14 protein-coding genes are annotated in these 19,651 nt (G+C 62.2%); 4 read left to right on the forward strand and 10 right to left on the reverse strand.

The genetic code is table 11. The features are described from left to right. Positions 1 to 25 precede the first annotated feature (25 nt). Positions 26 to 2,692 (reverse strand): LuxR C-terminal-related transcriptional regulator, encoded by a 2,667-nt coding sequence (locus CA951_RS16780; protein WP_087557917.1) that lies wholly within the window; start codon positions 2,690 to 2,692, stop codon positions 26 to 28. 322 nt (positions 2,693 to 3,014) lie between these two features. On the opposite strand from CA951_RS16780, the gene CA951_RS16785 reads away from it, so the two are divergent. From CA951_RS16785 to ribB, 3 genes are all read left to right on the forward strand, one after another. After that, positions 3,015 to 3,410, forward strand: coding sequence for a nuclear transport factor 2 family protein (locus CA951_RS16785; RefSeq protein WP_087557918.1), 396 nt, complete (start codon positions 3,015 to 3,017; stop codon positions 3,408 to 3,410). A 112-nt stretch (positions 3,411 to 3,522) separates the two neighbouring features. Beyond that, positions 3,523 to 4,050 carry a flavin reductase family protein gene (locus CA951_RS16790; protein WP_087557919.1) on the forward strand — a complete coding sequence of 176 codons (528 nt, stop codon included), beginning with the start codon at positions 3,523 to 3,525 and terminating at the stop codon, positions 4,048 to 4,050. Then, positions 4,047 to 4,865 (forward strand): 3,4-dihydroxy-2-butanone-4-phosphate synthase, encoded by an 819-nt coding sequence (gene ribB, locus CA951_RS16795; RefSeq protein WP_373413889.1) that lies wholly within the window; start codon positions 4,047 to 4,049, stop codon positions 4,863 to 4,865. Before CA951_RS16790 ends, ribB begins: the two co-directional genes overlap by 4 nt. Before the next feature lie 347 nt (positions 4,866 to 5,212). On the opposite strand, the gene CA951_RS16805 is transcribed toward ribB, so the two are convergent. The 8 genes from CA951_RS16805 to CA951_RS16840 form a co-directional block, all read right to left on the reverse strand. Continuing rightward, complete coding sequence (locus tag CA951_RS16805; protein WP_087557920.1) at positions 5,213 to 8,293, reverse strand: type III restriction-modification system endonuclease; 3,081 nt, start codon at positions 8,291 to 8,293, stop codon at positions 5,213 to 5,215. A gap of 5 nt (positions 8,294 to 8,298) precedes the next feature. Next, entirely contained in the window at positions 8,299 to 10,164 is a 1,866-nt protein-coding gene (locus CA951_RS16810) for a site-specific DNA-methyltransferase (protein ID WP_087557921.1), read from the reverse strand. Between the two features lie 13 nt (positions 10,165 to 10,177). Next, entirely contained in the window at positions 10,178 to 10,861 is a 684-nt protein-coding gene (locus CA951_RS16815) for a DUF4391 domain-containing protein (protein WP_087557922.1), read from the reverse strand. Then, positions 10,854 to 14,147 (reverse strand): helicase-related protein, encoded by a 3,294-nt coding sequence (locus CA951_RS16820; RefSeq protein ID WP_087557923.1) that lies wholly within the window; start codon positions 14,145 to 14,147, stop codon positions 10,854 to 10,856. The genes CA951_RS16815 and CA951_RS16820 overlap by 8 nt, the downstream gene beginning before the upstream one ends. 1 nt (position 14,148) lies before the next feature. Continuing rightward, positions 14,149 to 14,346, reverse strand: a complete 198-nt coding sequence (locus CA951_RS16825) for a helix-turn-helix domain-containing protein (RefSeq protein ID WP_087557924.1) — start codon at positions 14,344 to 14,346, stop codon at positions 14,149 to 14,151. A 14-nt stretch (positions 14,347 to 14,360) separates the two neighbouring features. Further along, complete coding sequence (locus tag CA951_RS43460) at positions 14,361 to 14,921, reverse strand: hypothetical protein (protein ID WP_179220221.1); 561 nt, start codon at positions 14,919 to 14,921, stop codon at positions 14,361 to 14,363. A 316-nt stretch (positions 14,922 to 15,237) separates the two neighbouring features. Further along, on the reverse strand, positions 15,238 to 15,969 hold the full coding sequence (locus CA951_RS42830) for a hypothetical protein (RefSeq protein WP_143543064.1): 732 nt from the start codon (positions 15,967 to 15,969) through the stop codon (positions 15,238 to 15,240). Positions 15,970 to 16,170: 201 nt separating this feature from the next. Beyond that, entirely contained in the window at positions 16,171 to 16,878 is a 708-nt protein-coding gene (locus tag CA951_RS16840) for a hypothetical protein (protein WP_256973837.1), read from the reverse strand. A gap of 267 nt (positions 16,879 to 17,145) precedes the next feature. Here CA951_RS16840 and CA951_RS16845 point away from each other — a divergent pair, with 267 nt between their 5' ends. Further along, entirely contained in the window at positions 17,146 to 17,691 is a 546-nt protein-coding gene (locus CA951_RS16845; protein ID WP_087557927.1) for a GreA/GreB family elongation factor, read from the forward strand. A gap of 818 nt (positions 17,692 to 18,509) precedes the next feature. Here CA951_RS16845 and CA951_RS44280 read toward each other — a convergent pair. Beyond that, positions 18,510 to 19,415, reverse strand: a complete 906-nt coding sequence (locus CA951_RS44280) for a C-terminal helicase domain-containing protein (RefSeq protein ID WP_256973838.1) — start codon at positions 19,413 to 19,415, stop codon at positions 18,510 to 18,512. Between the last annotated feature and the right edge of the window lie 236 nt (positions 19,416 to 19,651).

Genomic DNA, 19,651 nt, shown 5'->3' on the forward strand with positions numbered 1-19,651 from the left:
CCACGCGGCTGCGGGGCACGCGAATCTAGCCCGGCGTGCCCCGCTCCGCGTGCGCGAAGGCTGCGGCGATCTCGTGTCGCCTGCTCATGCCCAGCTTTTCCAGAATGTGTTCGACGTGGCCTTCCACGGTGCGCGGCGACAGCACCAGTTTGGCGGCGATCTCCTTGTTGGTCATGCCGGACGCGACGTGCGCGGCCACTTCTTGTTCTCGCGGGGAGAGAAGGTCGTCCGGGCGCACACCCGGCGGAGTCGGATCACCGGACGGTACGGGCTCGCCCAGCACGAATCCGGTGATCTCGGAGACCGACATCGCGGCTCCCCTGGTGTGACACGTCTCGAAGCGGTCTTCTCCCAGATCTTTTCGCGCCTGCTTCTCGAATCGCGCGCGCTGCTCGATCCAATGGCTGGAGCCGTACAGCTGCATTCCGAAAGATTCCCACATCGAGGAGGCGGCGCCGAGGAGCACGGCAGACCGTTCCGCCGAGCCCGCCTCGGCTTCGGCCCACCCCAGAAGATCGGTGACCAGGGTGGTTCCGACGACGTCGTCGAAGTCACGTCGCAGGCGCAGGCTTTCGGATCCGAGCCGGAGGGCGTCCTCGAAGTCGGCGTTCATCAATGCCACCAGCCCGAGTCCGTAGACGGCGTAGGACCGCAGCCACGACTCCCCCACCGCGATGGCGCGTTGGTTCACCGTCTCGAAGAGATCTGCGGCACGCGCTGTCTCGTCGGTGAAGCAGTAGAGCATGCCCAGGTGGATACGCAGCGTGTGGGCGAGATCCTCGCGGTCCGGGGTCGCGTCATACATCGCGAGCGACGCGGTCAGTCGGCTCTCCGCCTCCCCGAAATCGCCGGCGAAGAATGCCTTCAACCCCATGACATCGGCGGTGAACGCGCCGGTGATCGCATCCTCCGCGGTGAGATTGACGGCGCCGGCCTCCGCCAGCGCCGACTCGGCGGACTCGCGGTCACCCTGCAGAGTCTGGACGAGACCGAGATTGACGAGCATCCTCCCCCGGGTGGCGGTCGGCGCCGTCTCCCGTTCGAGGATGCGGTTCAGCCACATCCGATGCTCGCGCACCGAGAACCCACACGACCAGAGAAACCAGGCGCGCGAGACCATGTCCGCCGCCATCTGCACTTCCTCGTCATTCGACGAATCCAGCAGGGCCGCGTGGAGAGCCGATCGGATATTGGCATGGTTGCGACGCAGCTTCTCGCTTCCGGCGCGTTGATCGGCACTGAACCAGTTGTCCGCCGTCGTCGTCACCAACCGCGTACACCAGCGCAGGTGCCGCAGCGTCAGGGTGTCCACCTCGGGGGCGGTCAGCTTGCTGTTCCCGTATTCGCGGATCGACTCGAGCATCCGGAAACGCACGTGTGTGCCGCCCTCCTCGCGGTGCACGATCGACTTGCCGACCAGCGCCGAGATCCCGTCGAGCACGGTGTCCGCCGGGACGTCGTCGTCGCTGCAGACCTCCTCGGCCATGCCGAGGTCGAATCCACCCGCGAAGACCGAAACCCGTGACCAGAGGAGTTGCTGTTCGCGGGTGCAGAGTTCGTAGCTCCAGTCCATGGTCGCCTGCAGGCTGCGATGACGCTGCGGCCCGGTGCGGTTGCCGGTAGTGAGGAGATTGAGTCGGTGATCGAGACGGTCCGCCAGTTCGTGCACCGACAGCACGGGTAGTCGCGCGCAGGCCAATTCGATGGCGAGAGGGAGGCCGTCGAGACGATCGCAGACACGCATCACCGCGTCGCGGTTCTCCTCGGTCAACTCGAACTTCGACAGGACGGCGGCGGCCCGGTTCACGAACAGTTCGACCGCGCTTCCCGTCCCGCGGGCCGGTGACGGCGACTCCGTTCCGTTGACCATGGGCAGCGGGGACAGCGGGAAGACGAATTCGTCGGGAACCGAGAGTATCTCCCGGCTGGTCGTGATGATGCGCAGCTCCGTCGTGGAGCGCAGCAGCACCGACACGAGTTGCGCGCACTCGTCGAGGAGGTGCTCGCAGTTGTCGAGGATCAGGAGCATCCGCCGCGTGCGGAGATACTCGATGATGGTGTTCTCCGTCGGGCTGGCATGCATGTCGCGGTTCGCGAGGGCGAGCCCGTCCACCACGGTCTGGGTCAGGAGGTCGGGGCTGCGCAGGGCCGCGAGTTCGATCACGCGAACACCGTCCGGAAAGGCCCGGCGGTATTCGCCCGCGGCGTGGATCGCCAAGCGGGTCTTGCCCATTCCGCCCGGGCCGGTGATGGTCACGAGACGATGGTCGCCCAGCAGTCTGCGCAGCTCGAGCAGTTCGGTCCGACGCCCGACGAAGCTCGTGCCGTAGACCGGGATCGACGGGATCGCGGACACCGTGTCGACGGGGTTGTCGTGGGGCTCGCCGGTCGACAGCTCTCCCCGGATGCTCGTGACCCTGCGAGCCAGCGTGGTCCTCGACTTGGTCCACTGGATCCTTCGCGCGATCTCGGCGATCGCGATGTCGGGATTGTCGGCGATCAACTCCCGGATGGCCGAGTCGACGGGGTCCGCGACGGAGCCGCGTCGACTGCGGTGGTCTGTGGGAGGTTGGTCGAGCGTCAGCGCGCGGCGCACCGTGTTGCGCGACATTCCGAGTTGCACGGCGATGTGCTTGATGGGCGATCCCTGCCTGTGGAGTCGGCGAATCTCGTCCCACTCGTCAGCGTTCACAAGGTCCCTTCTGGACTCGAGACCGGTCGGCCACCGGACCGGCAATTGAGATTTGGATCACTGTGGTCGCTGGTCATGCGCCTGTCAACTTTCGGGGGTCAAGATGTGTCACCTCGACCGTGCGCTCTACGCATTCGACTCCCGCACGCGTCGCCGAAAGTACCGTCTTCCTGCACGGATGCGTGGCGCTGGGTTCGGCCGCGCGTGACCGTAGCGAACCACGTAGCTGGACGGTTCCGCCGGACTCCCCGCACGGGCAGGGTGATGCGCACCACAGAAGCACTCGTGGTGCCGACATTTCCGAAGCGACGATGGAGTCCGCATGACCAACAGCAATGCCGCCGCCCTGAAGGCAGCTTTCGCCGCCGCAGACGAGGGGAACCCCGTTCCGCTCGTGGAGCTGTACTCGGACGAGATGACGTGGGCCGGTTTCACGCTCGACGGAACCCTGCGCCTCTACACCAAGGGCGAGTTCCTCGAGGCCTTCGGCGTCCTGGCGAAGCTCGATGAGTCCCGCAACGAGGTCGTCTCGGTCGACGTCGTCGGTGACGACCTGGTGGTCGCCAACGTCCGGGCCTACCGCCGCCTCGGGGAACTCGAACTCGACACCACGATCGTGATGACGCACCGCTTCGAGGACGGCAAGGTCACCCGCGGCACCGATATGTGCTCGGCGACGTTCGAGGAGTTCTGGGCCAAGACAGGACTGTCGGTCTAGCGGCTTCCCGGCCGCCGCGGCAGCGCGGCGGCTGGAAGTTCGGCTCGCCGGCCCATTCAGCACGACCGCCCGACAGGGCGACTCTCCACCCCGCAGCCCGAAGAAGGTACCGATGCGAACCACCACCCCGCACATCAGCGCCACGACACCCGACGAGATCCGGGACGCCTACCGCACCGTCCTCGGAAAGTTCTGCACCGGCGTCGTCGCCGTCACCGCCCTCGACGACACCGGCAACCCCGTCGGACTGACCGTCGGTTCCTTCAGCTCGGTCTCCCTCGACCCCGCCCTCGTCGCGTTCTTCGTCGGCCAGGGCTCCACGACCTTCCCGAAAGTCGCTGCCCACGGCCGATTCTGCGCCAACATCCTCGCCGCCGACCAGCACGACCTCGGCCGCGCCTTCGCCCGCAGCGGCGCCGACAAGTTCCGCGGGATCGACTGGACGCCGACGACCGCCGGGTCACCGAGGCTCACCGGTGCCCATGCGTGGATCGACTGCGCCATCGACCTTGTCCAACCCGTCGGCGACCACGATCTCGTCGTGGGCCGGGTGGTCGAGCTCGGAGCAACCGACGCGCGAGACCCGCTGCTGTTCTACACGTCCACCTTTCACCAGCTCAGCCCGGCGAGCCCGGCATGAACACCATCGAGCAGTGCCTCGACCAGTTGCGCGCCGGCAAACCGATCCTCGTCGTCGACGACGAAACCCGCGAGAACGAAGCCGATCTCGTCATGGCCGCCCAGTTCGTCACCACCCGGGATGCCGCCTACTTCCTCCGGCACACCTCCGGATTCTTCTGCGTCGCGATGCCCGCCGAACGAACCCGCACCCTCGGTCTCCCTCAGATGGTCGACGACCCCACCGACCCGCTGGGCACCGCCTTCACCGTCAGCGTCGACGCCGCGACCGGCACCTCCACCGGCATCAGCGCCGCCGACCGGGCGCGCACCATCCGCCTCCTCGCCGACCGCGAGACGGTCGACACCGACCTCACCCGGCCCGGCCACGTCCTGCCGCTGCGCGCCCGCGACGGCGGAGTCCTCACTCGACCCGGCCACACCGAAGCCGCCGTCGACCTCTGCACCCTTGCCGGACTCTCCCCTGTCGGGCTGATCTGTGAGGTCACCACCGCAGACAAACGCGACATGCTCCGCGGAGACGCCGTGCGCGCGTTCGCGGTCCGCGAGGACCTCCCGGTCGTCACCATCGAGCAGCTGGTGGACTACCGGCGCCGCACCCTGAGCATCGAACGCTGCGCCGAGGCTGTCATCCCCACCGACCAGGGCACGTTCACCGCCATCGCGTACCGATCGCCCACCGGAACCGAACACCTCGCCATGGTCTTCGGCGACCCCACCGGCACCACTGCCCTTACGCGCGTCCACAGCGACCACCCGTCAACCTTGATGATCCACTGCCGAATGTTCGACTCGCCGGAGCCGGGCCGCGGGTGAACAGCGGGGAGCCGTTGAGGACCATTGCCAGCCGGGAGCCCTTGTCCTCAGGGTTTAGGACGGGACGCATCTTCTTGATCAGGTGCAGCAGGAACAGAAGCGAGCCGTCGGAGACGCGGGGCAGACCGGGGCCGAAGCGGCTGGCGTGGCCTTGCTGAGCGTGTCGTCTGGGACTTGCTTCTGCTGGGTCTTCCACTCGACACCGAACGGGGGTTCCGTGCATTGTTTAATCGTGTTGTCGGCCGAAGCCCAATCCGTAGCTACCGGGAAGGTCCAGCTATCGCCCCCGGCGGTCGGCGAGGATAGGCCTTCTCGCTTCAAGGAGACGAGAAGGCCGCTCATGTCGGCTACGTGGTCACGAGCTGCATCAACTCCGTGTAGTCCGTGACGACGTTGTATGTGACGTCCTGCCCGTTCTTCTTGTTGAGCGAGTCGAAGAACTTCCGGGCGCACTCGATCTTGGCGTTTTCGACCCCCTTGAGTTGCATCGTCGAAAGTGAGCCTTTCGTCTCAGCGACGAAGTACACGTGTTTGACGCTTCCGTCGGTGAACGCGATCGCCCAGTCGGGGTTATAGTCACCGACCGGGGTCGGGATGAAGAAGCCCCGCGGGAGTTTCGCGTAGACCGCGACCTCGTTGCTGGTGTCGATCTCGTTGACGAAGTCGCGTTCGACCTTGGAGTCGGTGACGACGTAGTCGTAGATGTGCTTCCGCAGCTTGTCGCCGGCCTCTGCGAAGTCCTGCTTGGTCTGATTCTCGGTGAAGATCGCCGAGTCGAACCGGTCTTCCAGCGTGTCGTAGGTCAGGTGCTCGACGATCACAGTGGCCTTCTGCTCGTTGATTAGCCGGGCGGCTTCGGCGATGAACTGTTCCGGGTTGAGCCGGAACTTCGCGAATGTCGCCGGCGTGACCCCGCCCAGGATGGCGGCAACGGTGCGTCGGGTGAGCTGGGTTTTCTCGGTGATCTCGCCGAGCAGGTCGTACTTCACCTGTGAGCCGGCGGTGACCGTCTCGGTGTGAGTCCGCGTGCGCGTTTGGTCGAATCCGGCTGTGTTGGTGAGGTCCTCGGCGTCGAGGGCGTCCTTCTGCTGTCCTTCGATGAGGACGTACTGCATCGCGGCCACGTTGAGGTGGGTGTCGAGAGCCTGAATGCACTTGCGGATCAACTCGTTCGAGTCGAACTCAACCTGGTAGACCGCCTTGTGGTTGATTCGGCCCCAGAGTGCCTGGAACTCCTTCTTCGCGAAGTTGGCCTCGTTTAGCGGGATCTTCTTCGACTTGCGGCCGTCCTCGCCGATCACCTTCACATCGAGATACAAAGCATCCACGAGCGGCCACACGAAATCGATGACCGGCCGCAGCACCTCCGAAGTGGGTTCGGCGAGGGTCCCGGTTTCCTTGGCCTGCTTGTAAGTCTCGGAGACCGTGTCGTCGTCGTTGAGGTAGTCGTGCTTGATCAGATACTTGTACAGCGCCTGCGCGAGCGCTTCCTCCACAACGGATTCGCCGCTGGGAGTCTGGATGGTCTTGCCGGCGAAGACCTTCACGCTCGCCTTGCGTGGCCGCGCCGCCAACGAGTCGGCGATCTCCTTCTGGAGTCCGGTCACGAAGTCGGTGTAGGACTCGTCGGTGACGACGGTCAGTTCGTTGATGTCGTGCACGACGACCGGGTTGTCCATGCGCTCGCCGTGCTGGTCGACCGCCAGGCGCAGACCTCGTCCGATCTCCTGACGGCGGGAGACCGTGTTGTCGCTCTTCTTGAGCATCCCCATCACGAACACATTGGGGTTGTCCCAGCCCTCGCGCAGCGCGGAGTGCGAGAAGATGAACCGCACCGGCTCCTCGAACGACAGCAGGCGTTCCTTGTCCTTGAGGATCAGATCGTACGCGTCGGTGTCGGTGGACTGGCCCTTATCGTCGCCCCGTCCACTGACCTTCCCGTCGACCTGCCGCTTGGTCTTCTTGTCGATGGAGAAGTAGCCCTCGTGCACCTTTCCGATTTCGTCGCGGAGAAGGTACTCCTGGTGTGCGGCAGTCGAGTCGTCAAGGGCGAGTTCACCGAGCACGTCGTCGCGGATCGTCTCGTATTCTTCCTCGAAGATGCGTGCGTAGTCGCCGAGCGTGTCCTCGCGGTCGTAGTCGCGGTACTTGGCGACCTCGTCGATGAAGAACAGTGAGAGCACCTTGATGCCCCGGCTGAACAGTTCGCGTTCCTTGTCGAGGTGGGCGCGGATGACTTCCCGGATCTGGATGCGCCGCTTGGTTTCCTCGGTCACATCACGGTCGGTGACCTGCCCGGCGATGACCACGTCACCGTTGCTCAGTTCGATCACGTCACGGTTGGCGTCGATGTTGGTGATGAACAGGCCCTTGTAGGCCTCGATACCGCCGGAGACGTCGTGCAGGTTGTCGCCCTTGTCGAGACGCTTGACCTGTCGCTTGATGCCGGTCTTCGCCTGAACTTCAATCTCGACCCGGGCACGGGGTTTGGCGCCCTTCGCGATCTCGATCGCATCGAGATACAGGTACGCGGTCGAGCCGGCGAGTCCCTTGACGGTGATGCCGCGGACGGCGATCTTCTTGACCAGCTTCTGGTTGTAGGCGTCCAGGGCGTCGAGGCGATGGACTTTGGTGTGCTCGACCTTGTGGGTGGCTGAGTAGCGCAACATCATCAGCGCGTTGAACTCGGCCAGAGAAGCGAGTGACTTGTCCGCGCCGATCTTCTGTGGCTCGTCGATGATCACGATCGGCCGGTTGGCCTTGATCACGTCGATCGGCCGGCGAGACTGGAAATCGTCGAGCACATCGTAGATGCGACGATTGTCCTTGCCGGACGAGTTGAATGCCTGAATGTTGATGATCATCACCTGCACACCGGCAACGGAACTGAACCGCTCCAGCTCGTGCAGCTGCGACGAGTTGTAGATGAACGAGCGCGGCTTCGTTCCATAGAGCTGCTGGAAATGCTCGGCAGTCACATCGAAGGACTTCTTCACACCCTCACGGATCGCAACCGACGGGACGACGATGATGTACTTCGACCAGCCGTACCGCTTGTGCAACTCCATGATCGTCTTGATGTAGACGTACGTCTTGCCGGTACCAGTCTCCATCTCGATATCCAGATTGGGGGCACCCGGCGCGGCCTTGCTGTCCACCAGCTTCGGTGACAGCGGAAGATTCCGCGATCGCTGCACCATCTGTACATTCTCCAGCGACTGAGCACCGGTCAGCGCAATCTCGGCGTTCCGCAAACCAGAATCGGGCGTCTCCGCAGCTTCAAACAGGGAGGGGTTCGCGGCCTGCTTCACGTTACCAGGATCGATTCGGTACGAGATCCCGTCGTGCTTGGGCTGACCGGCGAACACTTCGACGACGGAGTCGACCGCATCGGTTTGGTACTGCTGAACCTTGAATTGGAGCTTCATCTCGGTCAGATCGCCTTCACGTCCGTGGCCGGCGATACCTCACGGAAGAACTGCTCTGCGTTGATGCGGGCATCATCCGAGGCGAAGGACGAATCACGGAACACTGCGCGCAAGGGTTCACGCTCAGCGATGGTGCGCAGCAGCTCGGGGCTAACCTTCGATTCGAAGCACGCGATCAGGGCGCCGTCCTCGACCACGAAGACCTCCTGACCGTCGATCTGCTCGATAACGATGGCCATCGTGAGTTCAAGGCCCCAGTCGAGCATCACCTGGAACAGCAAGTCTTCGCCAGATCGTCCCTGCTTCACACTGCCCTCCAGTTCCGACAGCGACAGCTGATCGGTCTCATCTGGCGAACGCAGCACATCGGTCATGTTGGTGGTGTCGATCCGGACGAGCCGGTAGCCAATGTCCGGCACTTCGATGCGTCCGGTGAGTTCTGCCGCTACGTTCCGGAGTCGTTCGAGGCTCATGCCGAGGATGGAGTCGAAGGTAGGTTCCGGCGTGGTGAGCGGTTCCCGGATCTGCACGGTGATGAATCGGCGGTTGCCGCCGTCGGCGGCGTTCTGTGCCAGCACTGCGTGCGGTGTGGTACCGCTGCCACCGAAAAAGTCCAGGACTATATCCTCCGAATTCGGAGAGGTCGCAAGTTGCAGGATCCGTTGAATCAACTCGACCGGCTTCACCGAGTTCAGCACGTTCTCGGTGTGTTCGAACGGAACGTATTTGAGTAGCGTCTTCTTAGCGTCCTGTGTGTGCCCTACCTCGGAGTATGGCCACAGGGTCTGAGGAGTGCGACCTCCGGTCGTCTCGGACAGAAAGCGCTTCAGCCGCGGCATATTGTTGCCGCTGTCTCCCCACCAGATACGGCGGTCGGCGTCAAGTTCCTTGAACTTGGCTTCGGAAATTCCCCAGTAACGCCCTCTCGGTGGACCATCTATTACGCGTCCGTTCGGGGTGGTTACCGGATACAACCCTGCCGAATAAGCGTTTCGTGCAGTGAGGTTGTCTGACTGCCAAGGTCCACGCGGATCGTCGTCCGGATTCCTATATCGGGCGTCCATTTCGTCAGTTCGCGGCAGCGAGTTCGGTGTCCAGCATGATTTGTCTCGCGCAAAGACGAGGATGTAGTCGTGGTCCTCGGAGAACCACTGCGTGGAGTTCTTCGGCGAATACACCTTCTGCCAGATGATCTGTGCCACGAAGTTCTGTGCGCCGAAGATCTCCGATGCGACTTCTCGGAGGTTGTCTGCCTCATTGTCGTCGATCGACATGAAGATAACCCCGTCGTCGGCGAGGAGATTGCGGGCGAGTTTCAGGCGCGGGTATATCATGCTGAGCCAATCGGAGTGAAATCGCCCGTTGGCATCGGTGTTCGCGACGAGCCTTGTGCCCTCGCCGTTGACTTGGCCGGAACGGACAAGGTAATCGGCCGTCGACTCGGCGAAGTCGTCATCATAGATGAAGTCCCGACCCGTGTTGTAGGGCGGGTCGATGTAGATCAGCTTGACTTTGCCCAGGTAGGACTCCTGGAGCAGCTTCAATGCCTCAAGGTTGTCGCCCTCGATGAAGAGGTTCTTGGTCGTGTTGAAGGCGACGGACTCTTCACGCACAGGTCGGAGAGTCTTGGCAATTGGCGCATTGGCTGCGAACGCGGCGGCGCGTTTGCCGGGCCAGTCCAGCTGGTAGCGCTCCTGCGGTCCCTCGACGACATGGTCAGACAGTTCCTGACGGAGGAGGTCGAAGTCGATGGCCTTCTTCGGGTTGCTGTCGGCGTCGAGGGTCTCCGTGACGACGCTGGGGAACAGTTCGGCGAGCTTGTCGATGTTGCTGACGGTCAGGTCGGGTGACGTCATGCGCAGCTTCTCCACGGTTTCTCTCTGCCTACCTTTCGACCAACACGGTCAGTTCTGACTGCTTCGACTTCAATGCGCGCCGCAATTCGACCTTGCGGTTGAACTGGGGTTCGGTGCGGAGTCTACGTTCCAACGTGGCGATTTCGCGTTCGAGCTTGCGCACCGTCTCCAGTCTGGCTGCGACCTCTGACACGTCTTCGCCAGGCCGTATTACCACCGGCGTCAAGGGGTCGAGGAGTGCGGTGTAGAGGGCGGGCAGGGTGATCGAGGTCGGAAGGGGTTGCCGTTCGATCCGGGTCGGCTGCCAGTCTGTACTGAAGTACGCGCTCAGCTTCGGTGTACCGGAACCTGGTTGTTTGTGCGCGGCCACCATTCGAGTGCTCCTCATCTCCCCCTCGTCGCGGCTAATCTCGAAGATGATCGGGAACGGGATCGCCTTGTCGATCGCGGTCAACACCGGTTCGGTGACGTCACTACCCTTCGCGTCGATTTCAAAGACCTGAATCTCGGGTACCGCGCCGGTGCCGACCAGATTGATCGTGGTTTCGGCGAGCTTGTACGCCCAGGTGATGCGCTGCACCTCGGCAACGAACTTCTCGCGTACCGAAGCGGTGACGGTGCCGTGGGCGTAGAACTTCTCTTTCGGTACCCTCCGGTCGAACCTCGCGGCCGCGGGCCACCGGTACAGCAAGTTCACGCAGACATCACTCATCGGACGGTGCCCATAGGTCGGCGTCGACGACGGCGATGAACGCGATCAGCTCGAAGTCGTCGAGGCCGGCGATGGCCTGGGTGAGGGCGGTGGTGTGACCGGCGGTGAACAAGCTGTCGATGTCGCGTTCCTCGGTGACATCGATCATCGAGTGGATCGCATCGGTCAGCAGCTGCGAGTACCGGCCCATGTCCGCGCCCTCGCCGGTGGCGGCATTGAAGATGCGGACGACGTCGGTGACGGGCTGGTCGTACGGGCGGCAGCCAGCACGGATCATGTCGAGCAGGTGTTTCGCCTCGGTGTGATCGGCGATGACGGTGCCGTCGTCGCCAAGATAGACCAGGTAGTGCGGGTGCAGACGGTTACCTCGGTTGCCGCTCTTTTCGGTGAGCTGGGACTCATCGGCGTTGACGTTGCGCAGCGCGAAGATCACACCGGGCTCGAGCCCCATGGCCGGGTCGGCCGGCACAACGGCGTGCAGGCCCTTCGGTGCGGCAGCCAGGTCGCCGTACTCCTTGATGTAGCCGAGCAGATCCATGCGAAAATCGTTGAGTCCGAGGTCGGTGATGGAGACACCGGTGCGGACGTCCTCGAGTTCGATGACGTCGTCCTGCAGTTTGCGGAGCTGCTGCTTGCGAAACGCGGCATCGCTGTCTTCGAGGGTGAGGACGTTGTCGTCTGCGGTACCGGCAAGGTCGGCGATGACCATGCGGTTCTCGACCCGCTCTTTGAGGTTGATGTACTCGTCGAGCGAGATGTCCGGCCAGAAGTTCACCAGCTGGATCAGGGTGTTGGTGGAGCCGATACGGTCGATGCGACCGAATCGCTGAACGATCCGCACCGGATTCCAGTGGATGTCGTAGTTGATCAGATAGTCGCAGTCCTGCAGGTTCTGGCCCTCGCTGATGACATCGGTGCCGACGAGCACATCGACCTCACGTGTCTCCTTGGGCATGGTGAGGTGACGCTGCTTCGAGCGGGGCGAGAACATCGACATGACCTGCTGGAAGTCGAACCCGGTGCCGAGCGTCGTTTTCGCAGCATTGCCACCACCGGTGATCAAGGCCGTCTCCAGACCGGCAGAGGCCAGGGTGGGTGCGAGCTCGCGGTACAGGTAGTTCGCGGTGTCGGCGAAGGCAGAGAACACCAGGACCTTGCGGTTGCCTGGGTTGATCGGCTGGGCGGCCTTTTCCTCGACGAGCCGTCTGAGGGTCTGCAGTTTGCGATCCCGCTCCGGAGTGACCTTGCCCATCTCATCCACCAGCAGGTGGAGGGTTTCGCGGTCGTTCCACAAATCCCGTCGCCACGACTCGATGTCAATGTCGTCGAGGTCGATTCGGATCTTCTCACCGAAGGTGAGTGCTTCGAGGTTCGCGTCGTCCTCATCGTCCACATCGAGATCGAGGCCGGATGCATCGGTGCCGAGGCCGGTGATCGAACCGCTGTGGGTGTCGAGGCGGTTCAGCGTTCGGTCGACGGTGACTTCGATCTTGGCGAGGGTCAGGCGGAATGCCTCGACTGAGCTCTCCAAACGCTTGAGGAGGTTGACGGTCATGAGCTGCTTGAGCCCCTGCTCCCTGCCACGCTGTCCCAGATTGGCTTTTCCGCCGGTGGTACCGACGTTGTAAAGGTCCTCGTACTTGCCGATCCGGCTGGGAAACACGTACGCCAGTGGGGTGTAGACGGCGAGAGTCAGGGCCTGGAGCTGCTCGAAAATGTCGTTGAAGCCGGGCGCATCGGTCAGGTCGGTGAGCGGTTCACGGATCGATTTCGGAGGCAATCGGTTGGGGAAGGCGCCGATCTCGGTGGTGTCGTAGAAAGCCTGAATGTGCTTGCGGGAGCGGGCAATCGTGACCGCGTCGAGCAGTTCGAAGAAGTCGAAGTCGAGCATCTGCAGGATGCGGTCGGTTGTGCGATCGGCCGGGTCGAGCTTGGACCACTCGTTGAACACCGTCTGGGCATCCTTGAAGACCTTCTCGACCGTAGACGACATGTTCAGGTGCTGGGCGAGGTTTTTCGACTCACCCTCATAGGCGAGCTGGAGCTGGTTCTTCAGATCGTTGAACCGATTGTTGACCGGGGTCGCCGAGAGCATCAGCACCTTGGTCTTCACACCCTCCCGGATGACCCGGCGCATGAGCCGCTGGTAGCGGGACTCCTTTTCCTCCGCGTAGTCGGCGTTGCGGAAGTTGTGCGACTCGTCGATCACCACCAGGTCGTAGTTGCCCCAGTTGACCCGATCCAGCTTCAGCCCCAGCGACTCGCCCCGGGTGCGGGACAGGTCGGTGTGGGCGAGTACGTCGTAGTTGAAGCGGTCGCCGGAGAAGACGTTGGTGGTCAGATTCGCGTTGTAGTTCGTCCAGTTCTCGGCGAGCTTCTTCGGGCACAGCACGAGCACGGACTTGTTGCGCAGTTCGTAGTACTTGATGACTGCGAGCGCGGTGAACGTCTTCCCGAGACCGACACTGTCGGCGAGGATGCAGCCGTTGTAGGTTTCGAGCTTGTTGATGATCCCGGTCGCGGCGTCGCGCTGGAAGTTGTACAGGCTCTGCCAGACCTGGGTGTCCTGGTAGCCGGTGCGGTCGTTCGGCAGGACATCCTCGCTGATGTCGTCGAGGAACTCGGCGAACAGGTTGTAGAGGATCAGGAAGTAGATACGGGCCGGGGAGTTCTCGGCGTAGACGCTGGCGATGTGGTCGTAGACTGCGTCGGTGACGTCGTCGAGCTGCTCCGGGTTGTTCCAGATCTGATCGAACAACTGAATGTACTGCGTCGTCATCGGGGCGTCATCGACACGGTGCACCATGTTCGACACCGCATTGCCCCGCTCGTAGCCGAGGTCAGCGGTGGTGAAGCCCTGCAGCGGCATGTACGCGGCACGATCGTCCACCACCGCGAACTGCTGCATCGGATTCCCTGTGGAGTTCGACCGGAACCGCACCTTCCGATGCACCCACTCGGCGCATTCCTTCGCGATGGCTCGCTGGGTCAGCTTGTTCCGCAACCGAATCTCGAACTCCGAGCCGTACAGGCTCGACTCGGCGTGCCCACCCGGGATGAAGAACTCGCGACGCTCCTTCCGGAGTTTGTCGGTCACCTTCTCCGTCACGAAGGACGGCGAGGTGAAGACGAACTCCAGCTCGGAGATCTGCTCGAGCTCTTTGCGTAGCGCCTCGAACGCGAAGATCGAGAAGGTCGATGCCGCGATGCGCACCTTCGCCCCCGGCGTGATCTCGGCCTTGAGGTCGTCCCCGAGCAGATCGTTGACGTTGTCGATGATCCGCACGTCAGTCCTCCGCCGCGTCGGTGTGCGCGGCGGCCCCGCCGCCTCGCACCCAGGAATCGATCTCGCTCGCCTGGAACTTCCACAGGCGGCCGATCTTGTGGGCAGGCATGGCCTTCTCGGCGATCCAGCTGTACACGGTATCCTTGGTGACGCCGAGATGGGCGGCGATGTCATCAGCGGACAGCCACGGCTCCGTCATTGCTACCCTCCGAATCATCGACCGATCATATATATCTCTCGGAACTTTACCCGGTTTAGCCCAGGTTTAACCCTGTTAGGAAGGTTCCATCCGAAGATAGTCGGCTTCAGGCGGGGCTGCTGCACGATCAGGTGGCAGTCTTGACCTGCTCTACCTGGTGGGTTTCGGTCACGCCGCCTGAGTGGCTTGGTGTGGTCATGATGGTGCCGTTTGCGTTCACTGTTGGTGTCCTTGACGTGGTCCGATCGGCACAACTCGTCCTGAGCGCTGACTTTCGCGGAGCTGATCGTTTCCAGCGCCAGCACGTGAATGATCCGCTCGAGTTGGTGCACAGTTCCCTGCAGGGCGGTGACGTCTGAGGTGAGTTCCTCGATGCGGCGCTGGGCGTCGTCGCGCTCATCGCGGAGCGCCACCAGAGCGGGTGGGGTGTTCGATATCCGTGCTCGGAACTCTGATTGCAGGTCGGTGTGGCGGTGCGTGAGCAGCCAACGCTTGATCCGTGCTTCTTCGGCGAGTGACTTGATTGTGAGTTTGCCGTCGGAGTACAGGGGTTCCTCTGCGATGAGACGGTCCATCGCGTCGCGAACGCCCGCGCACGTCCTCGTCTGTCGTCGTCATTTGCGTTCCAGGGGTTGCGGTGTTGGTCGATGATCCGGCGAAGGCTGCCGACGCGTTGCGCGAGGCGCAACTTCAGCGGTAGCGGGATTGTTGGGCTCTCTACTTCCTCGCAGTCCTGTTCGATTGCCGCTTCGGCGTCTGTGATGTTGCGGTCGGTGCGGGCGATGTTGCCGCAGTTGGGTTGGCAGTTGGTGATGTCCGGTGATTCCTCGACTCAAACTCTCCGTCCCCGGTCGGGGTGGCACAGGGCCTCCAAGAGATGATGAACGCGCGCTACTTCGTGTCAGCCAGAATGTGCTCCGCCAACCACGGATTGTGGTAGTTCGCGTACTTGCAGTCGCTCTCGGCAAGGAGCTGATCAGCCAATGCGGCCGCGGCCCGTTTCCACGGCAATTCGTCGAGGAGCGCGGTGCCCGCGCCGAAAACCTCGGCAGAAATACTGACGGCGCGACCATTGAACTTGGCATGCGTCGCGACTTCGATCAACACTTCGCCACCGAAGCGCGAGTTCAACTCGTCAATGGACACCCCCGATTCGGTTTCCAAGGTTCTGCGGTCGACATATGCCGTGACGCCGTAACCGTCCAGGACACCGTGTTCAACGATCTTCCACATGTAGGCACCTTCGATCGCTCCCACATTCAGGGTAAAAATACGACCGCCGCCTCCTGTTGATGGCAGGCAGCTGATGGACCACCCGGTGACGACAGTGTCCCGCGGGGAAAGAATTGCAGCATCGACGTAGTCACGAGCCACCCGGACGGCAAGGTCGAGGTCGTACCGCTCTTTCAACTTGAGGTAGTTCCCCTCAGTAGCCGAGGGATACACGCGAGGCATCAGGGATTTGCCTTTCGGAGAATTGGCCGGGCGATTGGGTTGGCGGCCAGGCGGGACCGACACTGACATGGACGGCTGGAAGTCAATCAGCTTTTGGCTCTTGGTGGCCGTCATCGGCGAGTGACGAGTCTCTTCACCCACTGTCCTTTCATCACGCGCGACGTTCATTACTATATGGACGAAACCGTTTGTACGCACAGTGTTTTGATCGATGGGTTGACCAACAATTGAGCGGGCGTTTCACGACTTTGCTTGCGACCTGCGTCCGGCCGTCACACTAATTCATCGATGGATTAGGACTCGCCGGCACCCTTTGTCCAATACTTGTGACCGCTCAACGTTCCTGGGTCTCCTTGTTGGGCCCGGTCATTAGAGACTGCGTGCGGTATCGGCAGCTTTCCGGGTAGCTTTCACCACGCTCTGTGCCATAACTAGATTCCCACCGGCCCCGATGGCCATCCCGATGCCGAACGGAGCGGCACGGCCGATAACCAGAATGCCCTGGCGGGCTCCATAACGCGTGACAAAGTTGTAGCCGAGCACTCGATTGATTGACCGGATCGTCGTCGCAGGGACCGCGTTGGTCAGCAGCTTCCCCAGGTGTGGACCAGTTCGCTGCGCTGCCTTTCCGAAGAAGGTCGAGCCTCCGCCGCCAGCCAAGACGGTGAGCACGATCGCCTTTTGATGCTCGAGGTCCGTGATGTGAATGCCGTGTACCCGCAACACCGACAGCACATGTCCTGCCGACGCAGTCAAGAACCACGACGTGTCGCCCGCAGTCATCGCCAGAGCCGCGGCAGTGCCGACTCCCGGGACCGCTGCAGTCCCTCCAGTTGCGGCTCCGGTCGCTGTCACCGACGACAGGAAGGTCGTTTCAAGCTTCTTGAGCAACTGTTCCGGAGTGGCATCGGGATGCCGCTGTCGCAACTTCGTCACTCGAGAGTCGACAAGTCTGCCTGCGGTTACCAGGGCTTTGTCGAAAATCGCCATCGCCTTCGGAGTGGTGTCGGAATCCCCGATTCGACTCTGAGTCGAGTATTCGGTACTAGGTTCCTCAGTCTGTCGATCGTCGAGCATTTCACTACCCCTGTGTCTGGCCGCGGTGGGCGAATGAAAGAGTTCTATCAGGCCATCCCGACACCCGCCACGTCGCGGCATTCGACAGGCCGCGAATGTCATTCACATGGAGGACACTGGATCAGCCCCGTGGCGACCGACAATATTTGCCATGAACTCGGTAGACGTGCACCCACTGCATGACAACCCAATCAGGGTCGCGATTGGTCGACACCATCCCGAAGCAAGTTCCGCGGTGCGATTCACCGCAACGAGAGGAGAAGAAGCATGACGCAGCAAACGACCCCCGGCTCATGGTTGTCAGCAGTAAAAAGCCAGCTCGTGGGCATGTCGGCCAACGCGCAAGAACGCCGACGAACGGACCGGCAAATCCGGCAGCAACGTGATGCTTGGGCGGAGGAACTACGTCGACGAACCGCTGACCGTTCAAGAATTGAATTGGCGATCAATGATGAACGATGTGGTGGAGATCCCGCCGAGAGCGAAGGCTCCAGGCTTGCAATGAAGGCGCGCTTCGACAACGAAAGCCGGATATCGGAATTGACGGAGTATCTTTCGATCGCTCTGCCGACGAGATCCCGACTGCCGCGACTAAAAGTGCGGCCGGGTTCGATCGTCACAGTGCAATTCGATAATGAAATCGACGTTGCCCGTTTCGTGATGGCTGAGGTGTCACACGACGTGACTCTTGAACCGTGCGCACCAAATACGCCGCTGGGCGGCGCATTGATTGGCTGTAGGCTCGGCACAACCGTGGAATACGCCGCGAACGGCAAGCGACTGCGGGCAACAGTTGTCGGCCTAGTGGCCTGAGCCGTCCCGCCCGCTCCAGGCGGATGTGGAAAGCTCTGTCATTCGAGCGATGTTGGCACTGTCGCGTAGCGGCACTGAAGTCGAGGTGACCAAACATGCGGGCCCTCCACGGACAAGTAATGCGATACAAACTCGGCTACTCACCACGCGAATGCCTGGAGGTCGACGGATGGATGGAAGTCAACGCCACTCATGTCGAACGTTGCGGGAACCGACGACTGGCGTGCGAACTATACCCAGGGATCCTCGTCGTCGATGGGGGTGGGATCGAAATGATGTTGTCAGTCAGCACTGGGGTCGAACCCCGCCGAGTGACGTCAATCCGAGATTCACCATTCCTGGGGAACAAGCTCAATTAGCTGCGGACCGATTCGGTGACATGGTCGATTTTGCTGCGCTCAGCCGCTACTTCGACATGCCGCCGTGCCGCGCTCCGGGTGTGCTGCCTCGTGATTCCGGTGTACGGCCGACCTGGACCGCGCACGCCATCGATGGCCGGCCAGGCCTGGAGGTGAGAGCCACGCACATTACGACCGGACACGGCTCGGAAAGGCTGGTTTGCGAGCTATACCCGGGAATTCTTGCGATGGAGGGACTTGGCGTCTACACGGTGTTGACCATGGGTAACGCGGTTGAGCCGCTACCCATCTACAGTGACGAACGATTCGCAATGAGAAGCGGACAGGCCATTCTCGCCGCCCTACAGTACGGCAAGCAGATGTCGAGAACGTCGCGGTCATGGCCACCACCGCAGTGGGTTGACCGGTGAGACCTGAGACGCGGATGATCAAACGCACAAACTCCTACGACAGTCGGTCTCACTCGGCGAAAAATCGGCGACGCTCCACGAGTGCGCGGGCGACCCGTGTGCTCAAGACCTTGTCGGCTGCGAATCCGTCGATCTGGTTCAGCATGACGCTCGATTCGGGAGACGTCAGGCGAGCGATGGCCGCAGCCGAAGGCTCCCCCACTTCGGGTGCAGCGTCCCATGCTTCTGCGACCTCGATGTTCTCATGTGTCCGCACGTTCGCGTCGTCTTCTCGCCAGTAATCTTCTGTCACATACCAGTTGGAATTGAACGTGAGGCGAGTTGGAATAGATGTCCAACCCTTGCGTCGGTCAATCACAGCGCGTGTGCCCGGCCGTGTCTCGGCAAGCCAGTCACGTCCGCCGGCCGTCACACGATCCGTGGCTTGGGCGAACTCGTCGAATAGCTCACGCTTGCGCGCGAGAATCGCGGTGATTCGCTGATCAACACCCTCCTCGGATAGGAGCCGATGAACCTGAACGGATTCCAGTTGCCCCATGCGGCGCGCTCTCGCGATTGCCTGCCATTCGGCAGTCGGTTTGAGTTGTGGCTCACAGATCACCACCACCGACGCCGCCTGAATATTCAGGCCGACACCTCCGGCGACTATCTTAGACACGAGAACCGCGCCGTGACCCGCGGCGGAGAACTGATCGACCATCGTCTGGCGTGCGGCCGCTGGGACAGAGCCTGTCAATGGTCCGAACACCTGACCTGGCAGCGCGCGGACCACTTGGTCGAGGACACCCCGGAAGTGGGAAAAGACGATCACCCGGCGACCGTTGTCCTCGACAATCTCGACCAACCGCTGGACCTTCTCCGATCGCTCGCCTTGGAGCATGGCGACCTGACGCATCCGCATGAAGTTTCCGGCGGCCACGGCGTCCCGGTAAGCGGTTGTGTCGTCGGCCGACATCGGGAGCCATTCCTCGACCTCGACGAGGTCCGGCAATTCGGTGAAGACGTCCTCCGTATTGCGGCGGAGATAGTCGGGCGCGACCTGCTTCCTGAACCGGCGGGGTGTGAGTTCGTCGGCATCGACTGCGAGGTCGGGTCGAAGGTAGCCGACAAGGTTGCGGAACTCGTCGATGCGATTCTCCAGCGGTGTGCCGGTCAGTAGGACCGCGCGGTCCGCCGAGTCGAGTAGGCGGG

Source organism: Rhodococcus sp. NCIMB 12038, from assembly GCF_002165735.1.
GTDB lineage: Bacteria > Actinomycetota > Actinomycetes > Mycobacteriales > Mycobacteriaceae > Rhodococcus_F.